Origin of the sequence: Clostridium sp. UBA7339 (genome assembly GCF_002470865.1) — a bacterium.
In the GTDB taxonomy this organism is placed as follows: Bacteria; Bacillota; Clostridia; order Clostridiales; family Clostridiaceae; genus Clostridium_J; species Clostridium_J sulfidigenes.
Genome location: NZ_DKPI01000003.1, coordinates 81,917 through 107,237 on the forward strand (window position 1 = coordinate 81,917; position 25,321 = coordinate 107,237).

The following is a 25,321-nucleotide window of genomic DNA, read 5'->3' on the forward strand; positions in this document are numbered from 1 at the left end:
AGATGCCTTTTATTATTTATTTAAAGAGCTTTAATAAGTATAAAACCATACATATACAAGCATAATAGGATTATGATTTATTTGTTACTATTCAATTGAGAATAATTATCAAAAACTATTGACAATACCGCGAAGATCCGATATTATTTAATTGAGAATAATTTTCAATTAAGGAGGATGTGTTATGAAAATAGTTTATTGGTCAGGTACAGGTAATACAGAGAAAATGGCAGAATTAATTGCTAAAGGAATCAGAGAAGAAGGAAAAAATGCAGAAGTAATCAATGTTGCTAATGCTAACAGTAGCATCTTTGATGATGAAAATGTAATAGTATTAGGATGCCCATCTATGGGAGATGAAGTATTAGAAGAATCTGAGTTTGAACCTTTTATTGAAGAGATATCTTCAAAAATATCTAAAAAGAAAGTTGTTTTATTTGGATCCTATGGTTGGGGAGATGGAAAGTGGATGAGAGATTGGGAAGATAGAATGCTTTCTTATGGATGTGAAATAAAAGAGGACTGTTTAATAATTTGTGGCGAACCAGAAGATGAAGATGAATGTATAAATTTTGGTAAAAAAATAACACTTTTATAGGTAGGTAATGAAAATGACATGTTTAGAATTTTATAATAAGTTAGAATCTATGAATGGTGAAGAATATATTAAAAACTTTTTAATTTATAATACTTCATTGGTGATTGCAAAGGTTAAACCAGCTGCTACTATTACTTTTAAAAAATATAATAGAAATTTATATAGCAACTGGGGTTCAATGGGAAAAGCGTTTATTCAAAGTATAGGTCTTGACTTTATAGAACTAAGAGAATCTGATGATTCAATTGTAGTATTAATTTATAATCAGCGGTTACTTGAAAAATATATAGGGAAAGAAGAAAATAAAGAGTTTTTAATAGGTCTAGGCTATTCAGAAAATGGAACTATTATAGAATATTTAAATGTGTTAAAAAATAGATATAAAGAATTTAACTGTCCACATGAATTAGGTATTTTTTTAGGAATACCAATTAATGACGTGAAAGATTTTATTAACTGTAATGATAAGAAGTGTTTATTGTGTGGATATTGGAAAGTGTATAATGACTGTATTTCAGCTCAAAGAATTTTTCAATCTTATGATCAGGTTAAAGAATATACAGTAAATTCTATATTTAAAGGAATTGAAGGAAGTACTTTAGTGCAAAGTATAGAAAATAATTTTAGTTTTTATGGGTAAGGCAAAAGTAGAGATGAATAAAAAAACAGAGTGTGTAAACTCTGTTTTTTTATTTAAATGTTTAAGCAAGGCCTAGAATTCGAACTAGAGTTGTTATCGTAAAACAAATTACAATACCTGTTATGGTAGGAATTGCAAAGGAAATGGCGGTCCATTTAAAGCTTTGAGTTTCCTTTTTTATAGTTAAACAAGTTGTACTACATGGCCAGTGCATTAAAGAAAATAACATTACATTTAATGCTGTGAGCCATGTCCAACCATTTGAAGTTAGAAGTTGTCTTAGTTGAATTAAACTATCAAATTCCAATAAACTTCCAGTGGCTGTATAACTCATAATAATAATAGGAATTACAATTTCATTAGCAGGAAAACCAAGTATAAATGCCATTAATATATAACCATCTAAGCCTATTAAATTGGCGAAGGGATTTAAAAAATTAGCACAATGAGCTAGTAGACTAAAGTTTCCAATTGTAATATTAGCCATTATCCAAAGAACTAATCCAGCAGGTGCTGCTACAACAACTGCTCTACCTAAAACGAATAGAGTTCTATCCAATATAGAGCGGATTATTATTTTCCCCACTTGTGGTTTTCTATAAGGGGGAAGTTCTAGAGTAAAGGATGATGGTACTCCTTTAAGTATAGTTTTAGATAGAATTTTGGATATCATTAGGGTCATAAATACTCCTAATAGGATTACACATGTTAGAATTAATGAAGATATAATAGATTGTGATGGTCCAACAAAAGTGCCAGCAAAGAACATGGTGATTATAGCAATTAAAGTTGGAAAACGTCCATTACAAGGTACAAAATTATTTGTAATAATTGCAATTAGCCTTTCTCGAGGGGAGTCTATAATTCTGCATCCAATTATTCCTGCTGCATTACAGCCAAATCCCATGCACATAGTAAGAGCTTGTTTTCCGCATGCACAGCTTTTTTTAAAGAAGTTATCTAAATTAAACGCTATTCTAGGTAAATATCCTAAATCTTCAAGAAGTGTGAATAATGGGAAAAAAATAGCCATTGGAGGAAGCATTACAGCAATAACCCAGGCTAAGGTTCTGTAAATTCCTTTTATTAGAACACCTTCTAGCCACCAGGGTGCACCTAAACCTAGTAAAAATACACTAAGTCTATCTTCAATCCAGAAGAGTGCAGTAGATAAAAGGGATGAAGGGTAATTAGCACCTGTAATTGTTATCCAAAAAACAACACATAAAAGTAAAATCATTATAGGTATTCCATATATTTTAGATGTAAGAATTCTATCAATTTTTCTATCAGTAATATTATATTTATAATTCTCTTTTGTAACCACTTTCATGCTGATTTTTTCGGCTTTACTTACTAAAGTAGTTACTAATATATCCCTAAAATGTTCTCCCGTTATGTTATAAGTAGTTAAAAGATTAGTTGCTTCTATTATCTTTTTTTTAATTATTTCATTATTTAGCATGTTAATATTTAAATATTTATTCAAGGATTGAATTAGACTAGGGTCATTTTCTAATAATTTTAAAGAAATCCATCTAGGGTTAATTTTAGAAGCTATATTTTTTAGAGCTATTTTTACTTCTGGTTCTATTAGTGAGATAGAATCTTCTAAAACTTTATCATACTTAATTTTAATAGGATTTATAGGCACTTCATTATTTGTGAGATTATATACTATATCCATTAATTCTTTAAGACCATATCCTGTGGTAGCGCTAGTACCTACAGTAGGAACACCGAGAAGTAAGGAAAGTTTTGTTAAGTCTACATTAATTCCTTTTCTTTTAGCTTCATCTAGTAGGTTTACACATATTACTACATTGTTAGTTATTTCTATAGTTTGAAGTGCTAAGTTTAAGTTTCTTTCTAGACAAGTAGCATCAAGGATAACTATAGTGGCATCAGGATTACCGAAACAGATAAAGTCTCTAGCAACCTCTTCTTCTACAGAGTTAGCCATAAGAGAGTAGGTTCCAGGTATATCAACTAGTATAAAGGATTTATCCTTGTGAGTATATCTTCCTTGTGCATTGGATACTGTCTTTCCAGGCCAATTTCCAGTGTGTTGGTTAAGTCCAGTTAAGCTATTAAAAATTGTGCTCTTGCCTACATTGGGATTACCAGCTAGAGCAATTATTTTATCTGAGGGGGAAGCACGATCTATATTAAGTTCTTTTTCTAAAGCGCTAACTCCGGTAGATTGATTAGTTAATCCCATTAAAAAACCTCCTATAATAAATTATTGTATTATTTAATCTTATATAATTATGAAAAGTTTAGGGTAAGCATAGATTGTGTTACATAATGTCTAGTAATAGGCTTCAGATGAAGTTACTATTCTATCTGAAGCCTATAATGTTTTGCAAATAAGAATAAAACTAATATATTTTTATTCTTATAATGAAATGCTTTAGTAGGCTTACCACATTAAAGTGCTTCAACTAATATGTTAGAAGCATCTTCTTTACGAATTGCAATTACTGCTCCACGAATTAAATAAGCTACAGGATCACCAGAAGGACTTTGATTAAGAACTTCTATTTCTGTATTGGATATAAGTCCAAGATCAAGCATTCTGCGTCTTATAGATCCACTAGAGGTAAGAGTTTTTACTTTGCATTTTTTGCCCATAGATAAATCTGTTAAGGGTAATATTCTAGATGACTCTATATAAACATTTGAATTTTTATTCATACTGTTAATCTCCTTTTAAACTTTTTGTATTTATAATTAATTAAGTAAGTTATAGTACTTCTAATTATTTTTAATTAATCATATATTTAACTAGTTAGAGTAGGGAAAAAATCTTTCCCTACTCTAACATATGATTATTTATATATTCATGATACTATTTTAAAAATACTATTTTAAAAATAAAGTAGAAATATTTAATAGTTTTTAATTATTTATATTTTAGTGTTTATAATCTAAATAAATATGTAATAGAAATGGAAGGTTGAAAATTTGTTAAGGAACAAAATATAATTTATAGAATATGGAGGATAAAGTAAGTGGATAAAAAATTTTATACAGTTAGAGCATATGAACAGAAGCTATTTGATGATAGATTAATCACTGCATCCATGGAAGATTATGTAGAGATGCTTTATAGATGCACTATGGAAGGGGAGGATTATATAAGACTTAATAAGCTGTCTGCAATGCTAAATGTTAGGGATTCTTCAGCCTCCAAGATGATGCAGAAGCTCGGTAAGCTAGGTTTGATTGATTATGAAAAGTATGGAATTATAAGACTTACTGCTCTTGGTATAAAGGTAGGTAAATATCTTTTATGCAGACATAATACAATAGAAAAGTTTTTGAAATTTTTAGGCTCTGATAGTGATATACTCATAGAAACAGAGTTAATTGAGCATGTGGTAGGTAGTGATACTGTAGAGAATTTAAATATATTTAATTGCTTTATAGAAGATAATAAAAATATTTTAGATGAGTATAGAACATTTAGAGAAAAGTACTATAAGAATGAAGATATTGAGGAAATATAAAAAAGCTACCTAAACGCTATAGCTTTAAGGTAGCTTTGTAAAGTTTATCTAATTTTATATTTTAAGATTTAGGAAGTTTAATTATTACCTTAAATAAGTCTCCGTCACATTTCACTTTAAGAGTACCTTTATGGAGTTCTACTATAGTTTTAGAAATAGCAAGGCCTAAACCAGAACCATCTATTGTAGAATTTCTAGATTTATCGCCTCTAACAAATCGTTCAAGAATATCATCTTCATTAAAATCTAAATCATATTTTGATATATTTTTTACTATTATCTCACATTCTTTTTCACATTCAATAACTTCAAGATAAATTCTAGAGTTTTCAAGTGAATATTTTATAGCATTGCATATTAAGTTATCCATAACTCTTGAAATTCTAGCACCATCTAGGTGTAGGTGACAATCTTTATTTCCAATTACTTTAAAGGTAAGACTCTTATTTTCACCTAAAAAGCTTAGTTCTCCTAGACTCTGATGAATTAGTTCTACAATATCTACATCGCTTTTATTTAAAATAATTTGTCCAGAGTTCATTTTTGACATTTCAAATAAGTCTTCAACAAGCTTTTTAAGTTTAGTTGATTTATTATCTAGAATGGTAACATAATCCTTTATTTCGCTTTTATCAAGGGATTCATCTTTAAGTATATCTACATAATTTACTATGGAAGTTAATGGGGTTTTTAAATCGTGGGATACATTAGTTATAAGTTCAGTTTTTAACTTCTCACTTCGAATTCCTTCTTCAACTTTCTTGTTATAGCTTACCTTTAAATTGTTTATTTCCATTGCTAAGTTGGATAAATTACCAAGATTTTTAGCATTTATATCTACATCCATATCTCCATCTTCAATTTTTTTAAGATATTTGATTAAATTATTCTTATTATTTATGCTCTCTAAATATCTAACACATGTACTTGCTATAATTATAAAAAAAGTTGATTTTATAAGGAAACTATTAAGATTCCTGTTGAAGTAAAAAAAGTAATCATTAGAATTAAACACATAGGATAGTGGAAAATACATTACCCAAAATATAAAAAGTCCTAATAGTGTAGTATCGAAAAATAAGTTTTTAAATACATCCTTAATACTTACAAAAAAAATATTAATAGATTTTATTAGCCTAAAAATAAGTAAATTGTTAAAAATACGTATATATTTTTTTATTCCAAAAATTTTAATACAGAAAAATTGTTTAGTTAACAAAATCATAAATATAATTAATAGAGGAATAGAAAAATAAAATCTAAGTCTTATGAAGTTTGCCATACTACTATATTTAGCACCACGAATAAAGTAAAGTTCCTCTAATTCAGCATTAGGAGAGGTATATGCACCATTGTAGTAACCTCTTGGAGCTGAATAATGGGATAAATTATTAGAACTATAAACTACCACATCATCTTCTTTAGATAATTTTATTAATGCATCTTTAGGTGGAAGTTCATTGAAGGGATAATCTGAAAACCAATTTCTATTAGAAAACCACCTATTATTAGTTTTATCAATCAGTAAAACTCCAATATCACCAATAAGAGAAGTTTCTAAGGAGTTTTGTATAACTTTTGCATCATTATCAGTTTTACAATAGAGAATTTTTGAAAATCCTTCTGTAACACTTAGTAAATTTTCTCTGAAATTGATGACATCATTTTGTAACATCTCATTCTTAAAAGTTTTTTCGTTAATAATAGCAGTTCCATAAAAACTATATCTATTGGTATAATTATCATAATCAGATAGAGTTATTTGAAGAAATTTTGGAAGAACAGTTATACCTATAATAAAAACTATCAGTATTTCAATTAAATTTATATTTTCGTTAGAGGCATTAATCCATTTTTTAATTAATTTTTTAATAGTAGAAGTCAAGGTTTAACCCTCCTTTAACTAGGATTTTCAATTTTATATCCAACTCCCCAGACAACTTTTATATATTCTGGATCTTTAGAATTAATTTCAATTTTTTCACGCATTCTTCTAATGTGAACAGTTACTGTATTCTCACTATGGTAAAATGGAGCTTTCCATACATTTTCATATATTTCTTTTATAGAAAAAACTTTACCGTTATTAGAAGCTAGTAATAGTAATATTCCATATTCTGTAGCTGTCAGTTTTACAGGCTCATCCCTTAGGGTTACAGATTTTAGGGTTGTATCAATAATTAAGTCTTTAATTATAATTTTATCTTTTAAATTTACATTTTCTATATCAAGAGGTTTTTCATATCTTCTTAGTTGAGATTTAACCCTAGCTATAAGTTCAAGATGATTAAAAGGTTTAGTTATATAATCATCAGCACCACTATTTAATCCAATAATCTTATCAAGATTTTCAGATTTAGCAGACAGAATTATTATAGGTATATTTCTATTTTCTCTAATTCTTAAACATGTCTTTATACCATCAAGTTTTGGCATCATTACATCTAATAATATTAAATGAATCTTTTCTTCTTCTAAAATTTGAAGAGCTTCAATTCCATCGTAAGCCTTTAACACGTTTAAGCCTTCACGCTTTAAATATATTTCTATAGCATTACATATTTCAACTTCATCATCTACTACTAAAATATTGAAATTTGACATACTATTGAGCACCACCTTTTATTTTTAAACATTTTTTATGATTTACAATTAATATTTTACAACATAAATACACAAAAAGTATTAAAACTTTATTACTAATTATAATAACTATAATTTTAACTAAAAAAAGAATAACTCATAGATAATTTTAACTTAATAAATTATCTATAAGTTACATTGAAGTTGATAATAAAAACATATATATGAGATTAAATTTATATAGTGATATTTAATAATTATATAGCCCAATTACCATTTACAAATATAGGGGATTTTGAACCATCAAAGCCAATTCCAGTAATATTTAAATCAGAGGTTCCTATCATGAAGTCAACATGAGTCAAAGAGTCATTGCCGCCTAGAGCTAACACTTCTTCAGTAGTTTTGTTTGATCCATCTTTCACACATAAGTTATATGCTTTACCTAAGGCTAAGTGACATGAAGCATTTTCGTCATATAGAGTGTTAAAGAAAACTATATTGGAATTTGAAATAGGAGAGTTAAATGGAACTAAAGCAACTTCTCCAAGGAAATGAGATCCTTCATCAGTTTCAATTAATGACTTTAAGGACTCATAGCCTTCTTTAGCTTCAAAATCAACAACTCTACCATCTTTAAAGGTAAGAGAGAAGTTATTAATTAGGTTGCCACCATAGTTTAGAGGTTTTGAGCTAAAGACCTTACCATTAACTCCTGTTTTCTTTGGCATTGAAAAGATTTCTTCTGTAGGCATATTTGCAATAAATTCTATTCCCTCTGGAGTGTATTCTGCACCACCTATCCATAGGTGATTATCCACAAGCTCTAAATTTAAGTCTGTACCTAGAGAGTTGGTGTAGTGAAGATATTTAAAATTTTTCTCATTAAGGTAGTTTATTTTTTTAATTAAATTTTTCTTGTGATCCTCCCAAGCTTTAACTGGATTTTCTTGATCCACACGTACTATATTAAATATGTTTCCCCATAGTTTATTTATTGCTTCATCCTCAGAAAGATTAGGGAATACTTTAGTTGCCCAACCTTTAGTTGGTAGAGCTATTATAGACCAAGAATTTTTATTACTCATAAGTCTTTCGCTAAATTCTCTTGTAGCTATGCTAGAGGATTTTTGTGAAGCTACAATTTTTTTAGGATCTACATCTTTTAGTAGTTCAGGATTTGATGCACTTATACTTAAAAAGCAAGCTCCATCTTTAGCATAGGTGAGCATGGATTCTTTCATCCAATCTGGATATGATTCAAAAACATCTATAGGGGAGTTGAGATATTTGAGTTTAGCACATTCTTCATCACTCCAATGAACAACAACTTCTTTTGCGCCAATTTTATAGGCCTCGTCAACAATCATTCTCGTGAAATTAACGCATTCTACAGGTGATTTTATAACAAGAATTTGATTAGGTTGTACGTTTACACCGATTGATACACTAAGTTTTGCATATTTTTTTAATAACTCATCATTTATTTTCATATACTCAGATCATCTCCTTAATAATTGCGTAATAATTTTAAATTATTCTAATAAAGTAAATTATTAATCATTTTTATTATATATGTAAAACTATTAAATTTCTATACAAAATTATTTTATAGTATAGGTTTTTATGTTAAAAAGATATTATAAATATAATTTTGAAATATTTACATTTATTTTTCATAATTATTATAAATCACTAAAAATCAGCATAAAAATAAGTATAACATATTTTAGGAGGATATATGGATAAATTAATTTATTTAAATCATCTTGCAAAAGTATTTTCTAATAATTTTCATTTAGAAATAAATAAGAGCCTAATGAATAAAAGGATAGATATTTATGGAATTTGGAATATGAAATTTGGAAGAAGCTTTATTTCTGAAAATAAAATAATTGATGAATATGAGTGTAATGAACATTGTTTGGTAGTCAGTGAAGATAGAGTTGATGAGAAATTTTTAGATGATTTTATAAATTATCTTAAGAAATGCACGGTAAGTATAGTTAATCCACACAAGAATCATAAAACTACCTACATAACTGGAATACTTGTGACTAAAAACATAAATGATGAAGATATTATGAGAAAAATTAAAAGATTTAATTATACTAAGAATTATAGAATGAGTTTTTATGGATGGAGTATTTTAAGGCTTATTGTAGTAGATTTGAATAACGGTGAAATATATCATAATAAAATATCTAAAGATATAATTGACAGTTTATCCTTCGATAAGGTTAATATAAATTAATCTATAATCGGCATTTTCTTTGTTTAATATAACTTAGTTAAAAATAAGGTTTATAATTTTATGACCTTGTTTTAAATATAAAGGGGGTTTTGGTATGAATTCATTAGCTTTATTATTAATTTGCATAGCTATATTCATTGTAGCCTATGTGACTTATGGAGCCTTTCTTGCTAAAAAATTTGGGATTGATCCCAAAAGAAAAACTCCAGCACATACACTAAGGGATGATGTAGACTATTGTCCAACAAATTCAAAGGTATTACTTGGACACCATTTTTCATCTATAGCTGGAGCAGGTCCAATCACAGGACCTATCCAAGCGGCTATATTTGGATGGTTACCTGTATTATTGTGGATAATCATAGGAAGTATCTTTATAGGCGGAGTTCATGATTTTGGATCATTAGTTGCATCTGTAAGGCATGATGGGAAAACAATAGGTGAAGTTATTAAAGTAAACATTGGAGAGAAAGGAAAAAAATTATTTAATATATTTGGATGGGTCACAATTGTATTGGTAGTAGCAGCTTTTACAGATATTTGTGCATCTACCTTTGCTTATGATCCTGCTATTCCAGAAAATTTGATGGGAGCTCAAGCTGGAACAGCATCTATGCTATTTATTGTATTAGCAGTGATTTTTGGATTTAGTGTGTTCAAAAAAGGTGCTAAGTTATCAGTAGCTTCAGTAATAGGGATAGTGCTATTATTAATTTGTATTTATATAGGATATATATTTCCAATTATTAAGTTGTCAAAGCTTGGATGGCAAATATTATTACTAATATATATTTTCTTAGCATCTACATTACCTGTTTGGTTATTATTACAACCAAGAGATTATTTATGCTCATTCCTACTATACGGAATCATTATAGGTGCTCTGCTTGGAATAGTAATAAAAAGACCTGCTATGGAATTAGCTGCTTTTAATGGGTTTAATATGGGTGGAAAAACTCTATTCCCATTCTTGTTTGTAACTGTTGCTTGTGGTGCTATTTCAGGTTTCCATTCTCTTGTGAGCTCAAGCACCACATCTAAACAGATTGATAGAGAAGAGCCGGATGCTAAACTTATAGGATATGGTTCTATGTTAATTGAAGGTATAGTAGCTGTTATAGCTCTCATAGCTGTAGGCTATGTAACCAAAGCAGAAGGTACACCTGCTGTTATATTTGCAAATGGTGTTGCTAATTTTATGAGTGGATTCGGAATACCTCAACAAGTAGGTATAGTGTTTGTTACTTTGTGCTTTTCAGCTTTTGCTCTTACAAGCTTAGATACAGCTACTAGGATTGGAAGATATATTTTACAAGAGTTATGTGAGGGAAAAGGTGGTAAAAAGAATATTATAAGCAAAAACATGTATGTATCAACTGGAATAACTGTTTTAGCTTCCTTTGGTTTAATCCTTTATGGATATAATAAGATATGGCCAATATTCGGATCCGCTAATCAACTTTTAGCAGCTCTTGCACTTTTAGCAATAACAGCATGGCTTACTAAGAGTGGAAAGAAAGCTTTAGTTACAATTATACCCATGGTATTAATGTTTATTGTAACATTATCTGCTTTAGGTCTATTAATTAAAGATTATATTTTCTCATCAACTCCCAATTATATATTAGGTATAATTGCACTAATACTATTTATTCTTGCTATAGTCTTAATAATAGAAGCGTATAACACATTAATACGAAATAATAATTCAAAGAAAAATGTTAATAAGACTATATTAAAGTAGTTAGCATATTTTATAGAAAATAAAAAGTAATATCTACAGTAAAAGAGCCTATTTATGAATTAATTAATAGACTCTTTTATTATGGTATAATAGAATATTTATTATGTAACGATATACATATATAATAAAATTTTGTTGTGAAATTACGTAAGAGTTGCATAAGAGTATTTCATCTGGAGAATATTTATGTTATAAATAAATATGAATAATGAATTTAATAGGATATATATAACGACAAATTACTAACACAATTCATTAATGGAATGAATAAGTTTACAATGGATTTATCCGATGACTACCAGTTCTAGTACTCCCTCTTTTTAAAAGTGAGAGTTAAGAGTTGGTATGTCCCTGGATAACGATTTCTAAGCTTCGGAGAAGCTAAGAAATCAGTTTATTTAAGGTATAAAAGTTTTTCAAATATAAGGAGGTGAACTTTAGTAAGTACAGTACTTATTGGTACAAACTTCTAAAGTTATTTATGTTTAAGGAACATATAGATGAAAATAAAGAGCAGATTATAAAAGATTTGATAGAATTGGTAAAAATAAGAAGTGTAGCTTCTCATAAAAAGCCTAATATGCCTTTCGGGGAAGAAGTTCACAAGAGTCTTAGGTTTGTGTTAGACAAAGCTAAAGATATGGGATTTAAAAGTCAAAGCTTTTGCGGATACTGTGGTCAAGTAGATGCTGGATGTGGTGATTATACAATTGGTGTTTTATGTCATGTAGATGTGAACGAAGAAGGAGCAGGGTGGACAAAACCCCCATTTTCAGGAGAAATTTATGATGGTAAGATATATGGACGAGGTATTGTAAAGGCAAAGGCACCTTTAATAGCTTGTCTATACGCTATGAAATTCTTAAAGGATGAAGATTTAATTCCAGAAGGAAAAAAAATTAGAATGATTGTGGGGGCGGATAAGGAGACTGGAATAAAAAGCATAAATTATTATAAGGAATATGAAGTAGCTCCAGATATAGGGTTTACCCCAGACGGTGTATTTCCTGTTATATATGGAGAAAAGGGTATAATGAATTTTGATCTTCATATGGAATTTTCAGGTGGCTTTGATGCGCCTATCAATATAGTACAAATAGTTGGAGGACAAAGTATAGATACTGTACCGTCTAAAATTAGTATTATACTTAGTTGTGAAGATATATTTAAAGATAAAATTGAAACGGAGCTAAAAAGGTTTTCAAAACTTCAAAACATAAAATATAAAACTATAAGTCAAAATAAACTTATGAATATAGAATTTATAGGTAAGGAAGCTGATAGTAACAACCCGGATAAAGGAGTAAATGCCATATCCTATGGACTTAAGTTTCTTGAGAATTTTGAGGAATTTATTGATAAAAGAGAATTTGTTCATGAATATAATAGATTAATTTCTACTTCATACAATGGAGAAAAAATAAATTGTAAATTACAAGATGAAGATTCTGGTAACTTTACTTTTAATGTGAGCACCATAAATTTAACTAGTGATAGAGTTGATATAAAGGTTAATATCAACTATCCTATATCATATGTATATAGTGATGTATTAGAATTAGTTAAAGATGGTTTTAAGTATTCTTCTCTTGAAATAAAAAATCTAAGTCACCTAAGGTCAGTTTCCTTTTCTAAGGATAGCTTTGTAGTAAAAAAACTTATGAAGGCTTATAGAGAAGTTACTGGTGATGAAGAATCACAGCCTTACGTAAGTTCAAAAGGAACCTATGCAAGAGTCTTGAGTAACCTGGTATCCTTTGGACCTATACTTCCTAAAAATAAGGGGTTAGATTATGGAGTTGATGAATTTATTACTTTGGATGAATTTATGGATTTAGTAGAAATATATGCTATGGCTATATATGAACTATTGAAATAAAATTTAAAATTGTTGAAAGGGGTGGAGGATATTAAGAAAAAAAACATACTATTGCTTATAACTATTTTCTGGATTAGCTTTATATTTTATATGTCATCTCAACCGGCGGTGGAATCTTCAAGTTCTAGCTCTAAAATAGTAAATGTTATATTAAGTACTTTAAAATTAGATGAATCTAAGGGGGAAGTATTGACTGTGATAGTTAGGAAGGGAGCTCATTTTACAGAATATTTCATTTTGGGTGGTTTAGTTACAATCACCTGTGGAGCTTTCAATAAAAAGAAAAATAACTCTTTTATTCTATTATCTTGTATATTAGTGGCTTTAAGCGATGAGTTTTTGCAGAGTTTTATTATAGGTAGGAGCTCTGAAGTAAGAGATGTACTAATTGATTTTAGTGGTGTAGTTACATTCTTTATAGTAAATTATATGGCTACCCATATAAAAATAGTGAAAAGAGGACAATTTTATGAATAAGTTTAAATTATACCATATGTTTGTGTACATAGGATGGTTTGCTATTATATATTATTGTATTTTAAAGATATTTAACTTCCATATAGCCTTTGCAGGGTTCTGGCTAATAGTAGCTATATTGAGTTATATAACTCATTGGATTTTAAAAAATAACCTTACAGAAAATTCCTCAGGAAAAGTATTAACTGTAATTGTTTCTATAGGTCTTATATTTTTTTGTGTATTAGAAGGATTAATTATATATACTGGCACTATTGAGGATGACCGTATTACAGATTATGTTTTAGTATTAGGAGCTGGAATAAATAAGGAACAAATATCTAAATCTTTACGTTTTAGACTAGATAAAGCTATAGAATATAATAAAATCCATGATAATATACCTATTATAGTTAGTGGCGGCATGGGTAAAGATGAGGATATCACTGAAGCTCTTGCTATGAAGAGATATTTAGTAAGTAATGGAGTAGATGAGAATAATATTATAATGGAAGAAAAGTCTACTAATACCTATGAGAATTTTAAGTTTTCAAAAGTAATAATGGAGAATAAAAGTAAAGAAAAGGACAATATAAGTGTTACCTTAATAACCAATAGATTCCACATGTTTAGAGCTAAGTACATAGGAATTAATACGGGATTAAAGATATATTGTTATAGTGCTAAAAATGAAATAATTACATCATTGAATTTTTATGTGAGAGAAAGTTTTGCTTATGTAAAGGAGTTAATTTATCATTATATAAAATAAAGTTAAACAGTACTGTATGTTGATTTTATTATTGAAAAATATTAACGTAATTAATTTAATAATATGTATATTAGGATCTATAGGAGGCGATTTATATGTATATAGGAATAGATTTAGGGGGAACTAACGTAGGAATTGGTATTGTGGATAGTGATAATAAGTTAATATACAAAGATTCAATTCCTACTAAAAGGGAAAACGGATTCAATGACATTATTGAAGATATAATAGCATTGATTTCTAAGACTATAAATGTTAATAATATACCTAAATCTCATATACAGGGTATAGGAATAGGTATACCTGGAATAGTGGATCCTAAAAGCCAAATCATAATTGATTGTGTAAATCTCAGGTGGAATAATGTAGATATCAAGAGTGCTATTGAGGAGAAATTAAGTATTCCGGTTTTCGTAGGTAATGATGCTACTGTAGCTGGAGTAGCTGAATTGGTAGTTGGAGCTATGAAAGGCTATCATACGGGAGTTTTACTAACCTTAGGAACCGGTATTGGTGGAGGCATAATAATTAATGGACATGTATATGATGGGTTCCACGGAATAGGCTCTGAAATTGGGCATATGATAGTGGGAGAAAATTATTATGATTGCAATTGTGGGAGAAATGGATGTTTAGAAACCTTTTCCTCATCTACAGCTATAATAAAGCATGCAAGAAAACTGATTGAAGAAGGAAATGATTCAGCTATTATGACTGAAGTTAAAGGTAATTTAAATAGTATTGATGGAAAAGTTATATTTGACCAAGCTAAGGCAGGAGACAAGGTAGCTTGTAAAGTAATTGGTAGAATGACAAATTATTTAGCTATAGGAATTATGAATATTATTTCTATAGTAGATCCTGAAGTTTTTGTAATAGGAGGTGGTTTATCAGCTGCAGGAGAGTATTTTATTTCTATGTTAAGGGAAAAAGTATCTCAAATAACTTATTATAAAGGTATGGATGTAGGGAAAATTTTATTATCTGGCATTGGAAATGATGGTGGTATTATAGGAGCAGCTTCTCTGTGTAAATATAGATAAAAAATATATATATAATAAAAGCATTTATGGATATAAATAGTATTCCATAGGTGCTTTTAATTTCATTCACAATTTATCCATAAAATATTTCGAAAAAATCTAAAATTGAATTATATGTATAGCACATATAAAAAAAATATGAAATTTTCAAATAAAGGTTTATTTTTTTTGAAGTTTGTATTATTATATAAATAAAGACGAATAATAAATGTATTATATTATATAATGTTCGTATATATTAAAGGGGGATACGTTAAATGAATAAAATATTCACCATTTATGTTGAAAAAAAATCAGAATTTAATAAGGATGCACAAGAATTATTAAGAGAAGTTAAAAACTTATTATCAATAAAAAGCATAAATGATATAAGGTTAATAAATAAATATGATATTTGTGGTATTACAAATGAAGAGTTGGAAGCAATAAAATATACGGTATTAAGTGAAAAGAATACCGATAATATATATGAGGAAAATATAGATTTAGAAGGAAGTAATTACTTTGTAGTTGAATACCATGAAGGCCAGTATGATCAAAGGGCTGATTCAGCAGCTCAATGTATTCAACTAATTACACAAAAGGAAGCTCCACAAGTTAAGACAGCGAAAGTAATAGCTTTATATGGAGAGGTTACCAAAGAAGAAATTAAAAAAATAAAGAGTTATTATATAAATTCTGTAGATTCTAAGGAAAGTTCACTAAAGAAAAAAGAAATTATAATGGAAGATCAACAATTGCCATCAGAGGTAGAGATAATAGATGGATTTATAAATATGAATGAAAGTGAATTGCAGAATTTTTTAAAGGAAAAAGGGTTATCTTTAAGTATTGGAGATATAGTTCTTATAAGAAATTACTTTAAAAGAGAAGATAGAAATCCTACAATTACAGAAATAAAAGTATTAGATACTTATTGGTCAGATCACTGTAGACATACTACTTTTCAAAGAGTATTAACAGATGTAGATTTTGAGGAAGGAAAGTATATAGAGCCTGTTAAAAAAGGGTTCGAAGTATATAAGAACTACAGAAGAGAAGTATATAAAGATAGAGAAAAGCCAATAACTTTGATGGATATGGCAGTTATAGCTATGAAGAAGCTAAGAAAAGATGGAAAACTTGAAAAATTAGATCAATCTGAAGAGATAAATGCATGTAGTATAGTTATCGATGTGGATGTTAATGGTAAGCTAGAAAAGTATCTTCTAATGTTTAAAAACGAAACGCATAATCATCCAACAGAAATTGAACCTTTTGGAGGCTCCTCAACTTGTCTTGGAGGAGCTATAAGAGATCCACTATCAGGTAGAAGTTATGTATTTGGAGCTATGAGAATTACTGGTTCTGGAGACCCAAGAAAAGCCATAAAGGAAACTTTAGTAGGGAAGCTTCCGCAAAGAAAGATTACGAAGGAAGCAGCAAAAGGATATAGTAGCTATGGAAATCAAATTGGACTTGCTACAGGATATGTAAGAGAAATTTATGATGAAGGGTATGTAGCTAAGAGAATGGAAGTGGGAGCAGTGCTTGGAGCAGCTCCTGCAAAAAATGTTATTAGAGAAGTACCAACTCCAGGAGATGTAGTAATATTACTTGGAGGAAGAACAGGAAGAGATGGAATTGGTGGAGCCTCAGGATCATCTAAGGAGCACAATGAAAAATCCATTGACAACTGTAGTTCAGAAGTTCAAAAGGGGAATGCACCTACAGAGAGAAAAATCCAGAGATTATTTAGAAAAAATGAAGTTACAACATTGATAAAGAGATGTAATGATTTTGGCGCTGGTGGAGTTTCTGTAGCAATTGGAGAACTTGCTGATGGAATTAAAATTAACTTAGATAAAGTTAAGAAAAAATATGAAGGTTTAGATGGAACTGAATTAGCTATATCAGAGTCACAAGAAAGAATGGCTGTAGTGGTTTCACAAAAAGATGTAAAGAAATTTATAACTCTTTGTGAGGAAGAAAATTTAGAAGCTACAGTAGTGGCAATGGTAACTGAAGAAAAATCCATGATTATTACATGGCAAGGAACAGAAATAGTTAATCTAAAGAGAGATTTCTTAGATACAAACGGTGTTAGTACTTATGGTAAGGTTCAGGTTACTGCACCCAAAGAAGAAGATAACTACTTTAACAAGAAAAATATTAAGTTATCACTAAAGGAAGCCTTTGAAGAATTGTCTAAGGACTTAAATGTGATGTCACAAAGGGGTCTTATGAATATATTTGACTCCACCATAGGAGGAAATACAGTATTAATGCCATATGGAGGAGAAACTCAAAGAACTCAAGTGGATGGGATGGTATTTAAGATACCAGTGGAAAATGGAGAGACTACTACTACAGCTTTAATGGCGCATGGTTATAATCCTAAAATTTCGAAATGGAGTCCCTTCCATGGAGCATTATATGCAGTGGTAGAGAGTATTACTAAACTAGTAGCTTTAGGTGGAGATATAAATGGAACTTACCTTTCTTTCCAAGAGTATTTTGAAAAGTTAGGAGATGACCCTAAAAAGTGGGGAAAACCATTTGCAGCATTACTTGGTGGACTATATGCACAGCACAATTTAGAAATAGCAGCAATAGGTGGCAAGGATAGTATGTCTGGAACATTTAAAGACCTAAAGGTTCCACCTACATTAATAAGTTTTGCTGTGACTACAGGAAACATAGACAATACAATAAGTAATGACTTTAAGAAAGTTGGAAGTAAAGTTATAGTTATAAATGCGCCTATAAAGGAAGATTTTACTCCAGATTTTAAAGTGTTAAATAATAACTATAGATTGGTAAGTGAACTAATAAAGTCAAGAAAAATTTTAGCAAGTGGAAGTATAAATTATGGTGGTGCTTTAGAAGCTATTTCTAAAATGTGCTTTGGAAATAATATAGGTATTGAGTTAAATGAGAAAGTATCTATGGAGCAGCTTCAAGGATTTGGGTATGGATCTATCATACTAGAAGTTAACCAGAATTTTAATATGGATAATGAAAACATAATTTATCTTGGAGATACAATAGAAAAACATGCAATAGTAAGAGTAAATGAAAAAATTAACTTAAATAAGTTAGCTAGTTCATATGAAGATGGCCTTGAAGAAATTTTCAATAAAAACTACGGAAAAGATAGAATAAATCATCTTGAAATGAAGGACGAAATTTTATTTGATAGAAGCAAAAGAGATGAAAATTTAAAAGTATCACCAATGATTAAGATTGCAAAACCTAAGGTACTTATTCCGATTTTCCCTGGAACAAACTGTGAATATGATTGTGAGAGGGCTTTCTTAAAAGCAGGAGCATTGGTTGAAACTGTTATATTTAATAATTTATCTCCTGAACATATAGGGCAATCTATATTGAATATGGAGAAAAGTATAAAAGAATCTCAAATAATTATGTTACCTGGAGGATTTTCAGCGGGAGATGAGCCAGATGGTTCAGGTAAGTTTATAAATGCCATATTTAGAAATGAAAGAGTTAATAATGCTGTTATGGAGTTATTAAACAATAGAGATGGCTTGATGCTAGGAATTTGCAATGGATTCCAAGCTCTTATAAAACTAGGACTTGTACCTTATGGAGAAATAAGAGATATTGCTGAAGATAGTCCAACTTTAACCCATAATTTAATTGGAAGTCACCAAAGTACAATGGTAAATACTAAAATAGTGAGTAATAAATCACCATGGCTTAGTGAGTGTAATGAAGGTGAAATTTATAAAGTTCCAATTTCTCATGGTGAAGGAAGATTTGTTGCTAATGAAAATGTGGTAAGAGAATTATTTAAAAATGGTCAGGTTGCAACTCAGTATGTAGATAATAGTGGTAATCCAACCTATGATATAAACTTTAATCCAAATGGATCTATATATGCAATTGAAGGAATCACAAGTATAGATGGAAGAGTATTTGGAAAGATGGCTCATAGCGAGAGAGTAGGAAATGGTGTTATTAAAAATGTATTAGGTGAACATGATATGAAAATCTTCCAGAGTGGAGTTAAGTATTTTAAATAAGATTTGTAGATGTGGAGGAGAATTAAATGAAGGTAGCAATTATATTTGGAAGTAAATCAGACACAGAGGTAATGAGAGGTGCAGCGAAATGCTTAAGAGAATTTAATATCCCTTTCCAAGCTCATGTGTTGTCAGCTCATAGGGTGCCAGAAAAATTAACAGAGGTTTTAAAAAAGTTAGAGGAAGAAGGCTGTGAAGCAATTATAGCTGGAGCAGGGTTAGCAGCTCATCTTCCAGGAGTTATAGCTTCAAAAACTATTATACCAGTAATAGGGGTTCCAATAAATGCAGCTATAAATGGCGTGGACTCTCTTTATTCAATAGTACAGATGCCAAAATCAATTCCAGTGGCTACTGTAGGAATAAATAATAGTTATAACGGTGGAATGATGGCAGTACAAATGCTTTCAGTAAAGTACCCAGAAATTAAACATAAGTTAAAGGAATATAGAAAAAATATGAAAGAAAATTTTATAAAAGAAAATGAAGCGGGGGTAGAATTATAATGGATATGAAAAATTTTATTTATGAAGGAAAAGCAAAGAGAATATTTAAAACTGAAAAGGAAGATGAAGTACTTGTTTACTACAAGGATGATGCAACAGCTTTTAATGGTGAGAAGAAGGCATCAATAGCTTCAAAGGGAATACTAAATAATACTATCAGTTCCATAATCTTTGAAATGTTAAAAGAAAAAGGAATAAAGACTCACTTTGTTGAAAAAATTAGCGATAGAGAACAAATATGTAAGAAGGTAGATATAATTCCACTAGAAGTTATAGTTAGAAATATAGCTGCTGGAAGTATGGCTAAGAGATATGGGGTTGAAGAGGGTACAGAGCTTAAGAATACAGTACTTGAAATTAGTTATAAAAATGATGATTTAGGAGACCCTTTAATGAATGACTATCATGCTATGGCCTTAGGAATAGTTACAAAAGAGGAACTAGATTATATATATGACCAAGCTTCTAAAGTAAATAAAATACTTACTGAATTTTTCTTGAATCAAGATATAAAATTAGTAGATTTTAAATTGGAATTTGGAAAACTTAATGGACAAATATTACTAGCAGATGAAGTTTCTCCAGATACATGTAGATTATGGGATCTTAAAACAGGAGAAAAGCTTGATAAAGATAGATTTAGAAGAGAGCTAGGAGATTTAGTAGAAGGATATACAAAGGTGCTTGAAAGAATTAAGTAATTAATCATTGGCAAGAGTATTATTTAGGAGGAAACAGTAATGGATTTTAAGTTTAAGGCTTCTAGTTACGATGGATATGAGTGTTATGATGAAGATAAATTTCATGATGAGTGTGGGGTATATGGTATATATAGTAAAAAGGATAATTTAGATGTGGCAAAAAGGACATACTATGGTCTTTATGCCCTTCAACATAGAGGTCAAGAAAGCGCAGGAATAGCAACTTTTGATGGAAGTGATATGAATTGCCATAAGGATATGGGTCTTGTATCTGAAATATTTAGTAAGAAAACCTTAAAGGAATTAAAGGGATATGGTGCAATTGGGCATGTAAGATATTCTACAGCAGGCGGAAGTTCATTAAAAAATGCTCAACCACTTATGGGTAAATTTAAGCTAGGAAACATTGCTATAGCTCACAATGGAAATTTAACTAATGCTGATATCATTAAAGAACTGTTAGAAGAATCAGGGTGTATGTTTCAAACATCTACTGATACTGAGGTAATTATAAACCTTATTTCTAGAGGTGCTAAGAAAGGTATACTTCAAAGTGTAATTGATTCTATGCAAGCAATAAAAGGTTCCTTTGCTATTGTAATATTAACTGAAAATGAGTTAATAGGAGTCAGAGACCCTTATGGAATTAGACCACTATGCCTTGGTAAAATAAATGAAAGTTATGTATTAGCATCAGAAAGTTGTGCACTTAATGCTACAGGTGCTGAATTTATAAGAGATGTTGAGCCTGGTGAAGTAGTTGTAATTAATGAAGAAGGTGTAAAATCCATAAAGTTTGGTGAAAAATCTAAGCTTGCCACCTGTTCTTTTGAATATATATATTTTGCAAGACCAGATAGTGTTATAGATGGAATTAGTGTTAATAATTCTAGATATAAAGCAGGAATTAAGCTTTATGAAGTGGCACCTGTGGAAGCTGATATAGTAGTTGGGGTACCAGATTCAGGAATGTCAGCTGCAATGGGATATGCAAAGGCATCAGGTATACCTATAGATATGGCACTTATTAAGAATAAGTACATTGGAAGAACTTTTATAGCCCCAACACAAGAAGAGAGAGAAGCTTCTGTAAATGTAAAGCTTAATGTGATAAAAGAAAATGTTTTTGGTAAAAGAGTGGTTTTAATAGATGATTCTATAGTACGTGGAACCACAAGTAAGAGATTGGTAACTATGCTTAAGGAAGCTGGGGCTTCAGAAGTTCATTTTAGAGTTTGCTCTCCTATGGTTAAATATCCTTGTTATTATGGTATTGATATACCTTATAGAAGTCAGCTTATAGGTGAGAAAATGAATGAAAAAGAAATAGGGGAAGTTATTGGAGCAGATAGTCTAGTCTATCTTTCAAAAGAAAACTTATTAGAATGTCTTGATAGTGACCATGGATTTTGTTGTGGATGTTTTGATGGAGAGTATCCAATATCAGCACCAGTTAAATTTTAGTAAGGAGTGATATAGAATGATAACATATAAAGATGCAGGGGTTAATATAGAAGAAGGTTATAAAGCGGTAAAACTTATGAAAGAATATACAGCAAGAACTTTAACTTCATCGGTTTTAAATGGGATTGGAAGTTTTGCTGGAATGGTAAAACTACCGGAAGGATATAAAAAACCTGTACTAGTTTCAGGTACTGATGGAGTAGGGACTAAGATTGAAATTGCAATCAAGCTTAAAAAATTTGATACAGTAGGGATAGACTGTGTAGCTATGTGTGTTAATGATATTCTATGTCATGGTGCTAAACCTTTATTTTTCCTAGATTATATTGCTTGTGGAAAATTAGATTCTCTAATAGCCAGTGATATTGTAAAAGGTGTTAGTGAAGGATGTCTACAAAGTTATGCTTCGCTTATTGGAGGAGAAACAGCAGAAATGCCAGGAATGTATAATTTAGGAGATTATGATCTTGCAGGATTTGCTGTTGGTATTGTAGATGAAGATGAAATTATAGATGGAAGTAAAATTAAAGAAGGGGATGCACTTATAGGCATAACTTCTTCTGGTGTACACAGTAATGGCTATTCCCTTGTAAGAAAAGTTGTTGAGAATTATGATGAAGTCCTTGAAGGAAGAACCTTAGGAGAAATTCTATTAGAACCAACAAAGATATATGTTAAGCCAGTATTAGCACTTATGAAGAAATTTGATATCCATGGAATGTCACATATAACTGGCGGTGGATTTTATGAAAATGTACCAAGAATGTTTAAAGATAACTTTACAGCAGAGATAAAAAAGGATTCTTTCCCAAGACAACCTATATTCCAATATTTAATTAATAAAGGCGTAGACGAGTATCATATGTTTAATACATTTAACATGGGAATAGGTATGGTTCTTGCGGTAGATAGCTCAGTTAAAAATGATGTGATTAATGAACTTAAAGCTCTTGGAGAAGAAGCTTATGAAATAGGTAAAGTACAAACTGGAGGTGGAGGAGTTTGCTTAATATAGCAGTATTAGTTTCTGGTGGAGGAACTAATCTCCAGTCTATCATTGATAACATTAAAAATGGATATTTAAAAGATGTAAATATTAAGTATGTCATAAGTGATAGAGAAGGAACCTATGGAATAGAAAGAGCTAGAGCACACAATATTGATACTTTAGTCTTAGATAGAAAGATATATAAGAAAGAGCTAAGCAATAAAATTTATGAAGTATTAAATGATAAGGTGGATTTAATTGTTCTTGCGGGATATTTATCAATTATATCATCTCCTTTAGTAGATGGTTTTAAAGAGAAAATAATTAATATTCATCCTTCACTTATTCCAAGCTTTTGTGGAAAAGGAATGTATGGAATTAAAGTTCATGAAGCTGCAATAGATTATGGTGTAAAAGTTAGTGGATGTACAGTACATTTTGTAGATGAAAATACAGATACAGGAGCTATAATTATCCAGAATGTAGTAAATGTAAAATCAGATGACACTCCAGAAAAGCTACAAAAAAGAATATTAGAAGAAGAACATAAAGCTTTGCCATTAGCTATAAAGCTTATGAGTGAGCATAAGCTTTTTATAGAGGATAGAAAAGTTATTATAAAGGAGTAATGGAATTATGAAAAGAGCTTTAATAAGTGTTTATGATAAGAATGGAATTGTAGAGTTTACAAAATTCTTAGTAGAGCATGGGATAGAAGTTATATCTACTGGTGGTACCTATAGTCTTTTAAAGAAAAATAACATAGAAGTTAAAGAAGTAGCAGAAGTTACAAAGGCAGCAGAAATGTTAGATGGAAGAGTAAAAACACTACACCCTGTAGTTCATGGAGGTATCCTTGCTATTAGAGATAATGAGGAGCACATGAAGACTTTAAAAGAAAGAGAAATAGATACTATAGATTTAGTTTGTGTTAATCTATATCCTTTCTTTGAAAAAGCTAATGAGGGATTAACCTTTGAAGAAACAGTAGAATTTATAGATATAGGTGGTCCAACAATGCTTAGAAGTGCTGCTAAAAACTTTAAAGATGTGGTAGTAATAAGTGATGTAGAAGATTATAAAATAGTTATGGAGGAAATGAAGGAAAGTGGAGAAGTTTCCTTTGAAACTCGTAAATATCTTGCTATGAAGGTATTTAACTTAACCACAGCCTATGATAGTGCAATATGTGAATACTTATTAAACCACATGGAGAATAAGGATAAGCATTCAAATAAGTATTTATCCTTATCTTATGAAAAAATGGAAGATTTAAGATATGGAGAAAATCCTCATCAAGAAGCTTCTGTATTTACTAACACAAATAAAACTGGAATGCTTAATAATATTGTAATATTAAATGGTAAGGCACTTTCTTACAATAATATAAAGGATATGGATATAGCTTGGAAAGTAGTAAATGAATTTGAAGAAATTACCTGTTGTGCTTTAAAACATAATACACCATGCGGAGTTGCGGTGGGTGATTCTGCTTTAGATGCTTATAGTAAAGCATATAGTTGTGATAATGTTTCAATTTTTGGAGGTATAGTAGCTATTAATACTAAAGTAACTAAAGAGGCAGCAGAAGAAATGAAAAAAACTTTCTTAGAAATTGTTATTGCGCCTGAGTTCGAAGAAGAAGCTTTAGAAGTACTTAAAACAAAGAAAAATCTAAGAGTTATAAAATGTATGAGTAAACCAAGTGATAAAAAAGAAGTTGTTTCTGTAGATGGAGGTATATTAGTACAAGATGTAGATAGAAAGCTTTATGAGGAATTAAAAGTAGTTACAGAAGCAAACCCTTCAAAGGAACATATGAGTGATATGATATTTGGAATGAAGGTTTGTAAATATGTAAAGTCCAATGCTATAGTAGTAGTTAAGGATGGTATGGCCAAGGGAATAGCTGGTGGACAAGTTAATAGAATTTGGGCTACAACTCAAGCTATAGATAGAGCTGGAGATGGAGTAATCCTTGCTTCTGATGGGTTCTTCCCATTTAGAGATTGTGTAGATGAAGCTAGTAAACATAATATAAAAGGAATAATTCAGCCAGGTGGATCTATGAGAGACAATGAGAGTATTGAGGCATGCAATGAGTATGGCATACCTATGATTTTATCAGGAATGAGACATTTTAAACATTAGTA

Annotated in this window: 21 protein-coding genes; 16 read left to right on the forward strand and 5 right to left on the reverse strand. The window is 29.9% G+C overall.

Features of this window, described 5'->3' with window-relative positions; all coding sequences use genetic code 11:
- Positions 1-184 precede the first annotated feature (184 nt).
- A complete protein-coding gene (locus B2S02_RS00675) occupies positions 185-598 on the forward strand; it encodes a flavodoxin (RefSeq protein WP_346848049.1) in 414 nt (137 codons plus the stop codon).
- A 13-nt stretch (positions 599-611) separates the two neighbouring features.
- On the forward strand, positions 612-1,238 hold the full coding sequence (locus B2S02_RS00680) for a DUF3793 family protein (protein ID WP_346848050.1): 627 nt from the start codon (positions 612-614) through the stop codon (positions 1,236-1,238).
- Between the two features lie 61 nt (positions 1,239-1,299).
- Here B2S02_RS00680 and feoB read toward each other — a convergent pair whose 3' ends face one another.
- Together feoB and B2S02_RS00690 are read right to left on the reverse strand one after the other, a co-directional pair.
- On the reverse strand, positions 1,300-3,459 hold the full coding sequence (gene feoB / locus B2S02_RS00685) for a ferrous iron transport protein B (protein WP_346848051.1): 2,160 nt from the start codon (positions 3,457-3,459) through the stop codon (positions 1,300-1,302).
- Positions 3,460-3,668: 209 nt separating this feature from the next.
- On the reverse strand, positions 3,669-3,935 hold the full coding sequence (locus tag B2S02_RS00690) for a FeoA family protein (protein ID WP_346848052.1): 267 nt from the start codon (positions 3,933-3,935) through the stop codon (positions 3,669-3,671).
- A gap of 317 nt (positions 3,936-4,252) precedes the next feature.
- On the opposite strand from B2S02_RS00690, the gene B2S02_RS00695 reads away from it, so the two are divergent.
- Positions 4,253-4,750 carry a metal-dependent transcriptional regulator gene (locus B2S02_RS00695; protein WP_346848053.1) on the forward strand — a complete coding sequence of 166 codons (498 nt, stop codon included), beginning with the start codon at positions 4,253-4,255 and terminating at the stop codon, positions 4,748-4,750.
- Between the two features lie 61 nt (positions 4,751-4,811).
- On the opposite strand, the gene B2S02_RS00700 is transcribed toward B2S02_RS00695, so the two are convergent.
- From B2S02_RS00700 to B2S02_RS00710, 3 genes are all read right to left on the reverse strand, one after another.
- The gene (locus tag B2S02_RS00700; protein ID WP_346848054.1) at positions 4,812-6,635 is read right to left on the reverse strand and encodes a HAMP domain-containing sensor histidine kinase; all 1,824 of its coding nucleotides are present in this window, start codon (positions 6,633-6,635) and stop codon (positions 4,812-4,814) included.
- 14 nt (positions 6,636-6,649) lie between these two features.
- Entirely contained in the window at positions 6,650-7,354 is a 705-nt protein-coding gene (locus tag B2S02_RS00705; protein ID WP_346848055.1) for a response regulator transcription factor, read from the reverse strand.
- Positions 7,355-7,590: 236 nt separating this feature from the next.
- Positions 7,591-8,826, reverse strand: a complete 1,236-nt coding sequence (locus B2S02_RS00710; RefSeq protein WP_346848056.1) for an aminopeptidase — start codon at positions 8,824-8,826, stop codon at positions 7,591-7,593.
- Positions 8,827-9,074: 248 nt separating this feature from the next.
- On the opposite strand from B2S02_RS00710, the gene B2S02_RS00715 reads away from it, so the two are divergent.
- From B2S02_RS00715 to purH, 13 genes are all read left to right on the forward strand, one after another.
- Positions 9,075-9,587: a hypothetical protein gene (locus tag B2S02_RS00715; RefSeq protein ID WP_346878792.1), complete on the forward strand. Its 513-nt coding sequence runs from the start codon at positions 9,075-9,077 to the stop codon at positions 9,585-9,587.
- Positions 9,588-9,681: 94 nt separating this feature from the next.
- A complete protein-coding gene (locus tag B2S02_RS00720) occupies positions 9,682-11,331 on the forward strand; it encodes a carbon starvation protein A (RefSeq protein ID WP_346920137.1) in 1,650 nt (549 codons plus the stop codon).
- 481 nt (positions 11,332-11,812) lie between these two features.
- Complete coding sequence (locus B2S02_RS00725) at positions 11,813-13,210, forward strand: Sapep family Mn(2+)-dependent dipeptidase (RefSeq protein ID WP_346878793.1); 1,398 nt, start codon at positions 11,813-11,815, stop codon at positions 13,208-13,210.
- Between the two features lie 21 nt (positions 13,211-13,231).
- Entirely contained in the window at positions 13,232-13,687 is a 456-nt protein-coding gene (locus tag B2S02_RS00730; RefSeq protein ID WP_346877468.1) for a VanZ family protein, read from the forward strand.
- On the forward strand, positions 13,680-14,438 hold the full coding sequence (locus tag B2S02_RS00735; protein WP_346848060.1) for a YdcF family protein: 759 nt from the start codon (positions 13,680-13,682) through the stop codon (positions 14,436-14,438). The genes B2S02_RS00730 and B2S02_RS00735 overlap by 8 nt, the downstream gene beginning before the upstream one ends.
- Before the next feature lie 95 nt (positions 14,439-14,533).
- Positions 14,534-15,481 carry an ROK family protein gene (locus B2S02_RS00740; RefSeq protein WP_346848061.1) on the forward strand — a complete coding sequence of 316 codons (948 nt, stop codon included), beginning with the start codon at positions 14,534-14,536 and terminating at the stop codon, positions 15,479-15,481.
- Between the two features lie 257 nt (positions 15,482-15,738).
- Positions 15,739-19,509, forward strand: a complete 3,771-nt coding sequence (locus tag B2S02_RS00745; protein ID WP_346920138.1) for a phosphoribosylformylglycinamidine synthase — start codon at positions 15,739-15,741, stop codon at positions 19,507-19,509.
- Between the two features lie 26 nt (positions 19,510-19,535).
- Positions 19,536-20,015 (forward strand): 5-(carboxyamino)imidazole ribonucleotide mutase, encoded by a 480-nt coding sequence (gene purE, locus B2S02_RS00750; protein ID WP_346880247.1) that lies wholly within the window; start codon positions 19,536-19,538, stop codon positions 20,013-20,015.
- Positions 20,015-20,716 (forward strand): phosphoribosylaminoimidazolesuccinocarboxamide synthase, encoded by a 702-nt coding sequence (gene purC / locus B2S02_RS00755; RefSeq protein ID WP_035132920.1) that lies wholly within the window; start codon positions 20,015-20,017, stop codon positions 20,714-20,716. Before purE ends, purC begins: the two co-directional genes overlap by 1 nt.
- A 39-nt stretch (positions 20,717-20,755) precedes the next feature.
- Complete coding sequence (gene purF, locus B2S02_RS00760; protein ID WP_035132922.1) at positions 20,756-22,180, forward strand: amidophosphoribosyltransferase; 1,425 nt, start codon at positions 20,756-20,758, stop codon at positions 22,178-22,180.
- 16 nt (positions 22,181-22,196) lie between these two features.
- The gene (purM, locus tag B2S02_RS00765) at positions 22,197-23,195 is read left to right on the forward strand and encodes a phosphoribosylformylglycinamidine cyclo-ligase (protein WP_346880248.1); all 999 of its coding nucleotides are present in this window, start codon (positions 22,197-22,199) and stop codon (positions 23,193-23,195) included.
- Positions 23,183-23,797: a phosphoribosylglycinamide formyltransferase gene (gene purN, locus B2S02_RS00770; RefSeq protein WP_346880249.1), complete on the forward strand. Its 615-nt coding sequence runs from the start codon at positions 23,183-23,185 to the stop codon at positions 23,795-23,797. Before purM ends, purN begins: the two co-directional genes overlap by 13 nt.
- Before the next feature lie 4 nt (positions 23,798-23,801).
- Positions 23,802-25,319 (forward strand): bifunctional phosphoribosylaminoimidazolecarboxamide formyltransferase/IMP cyclohydrolase, encoded by a 1,518-nt coding sequence (gene purH / locus B2S02_RS00775; protein WP_346848219.1) that lies wholly within the window; start codon positions 23,802-23,804, stop codon positions 25,317-25,319.
- Positions 25,320-25,321: the final 2 nt, after the last annotated feature.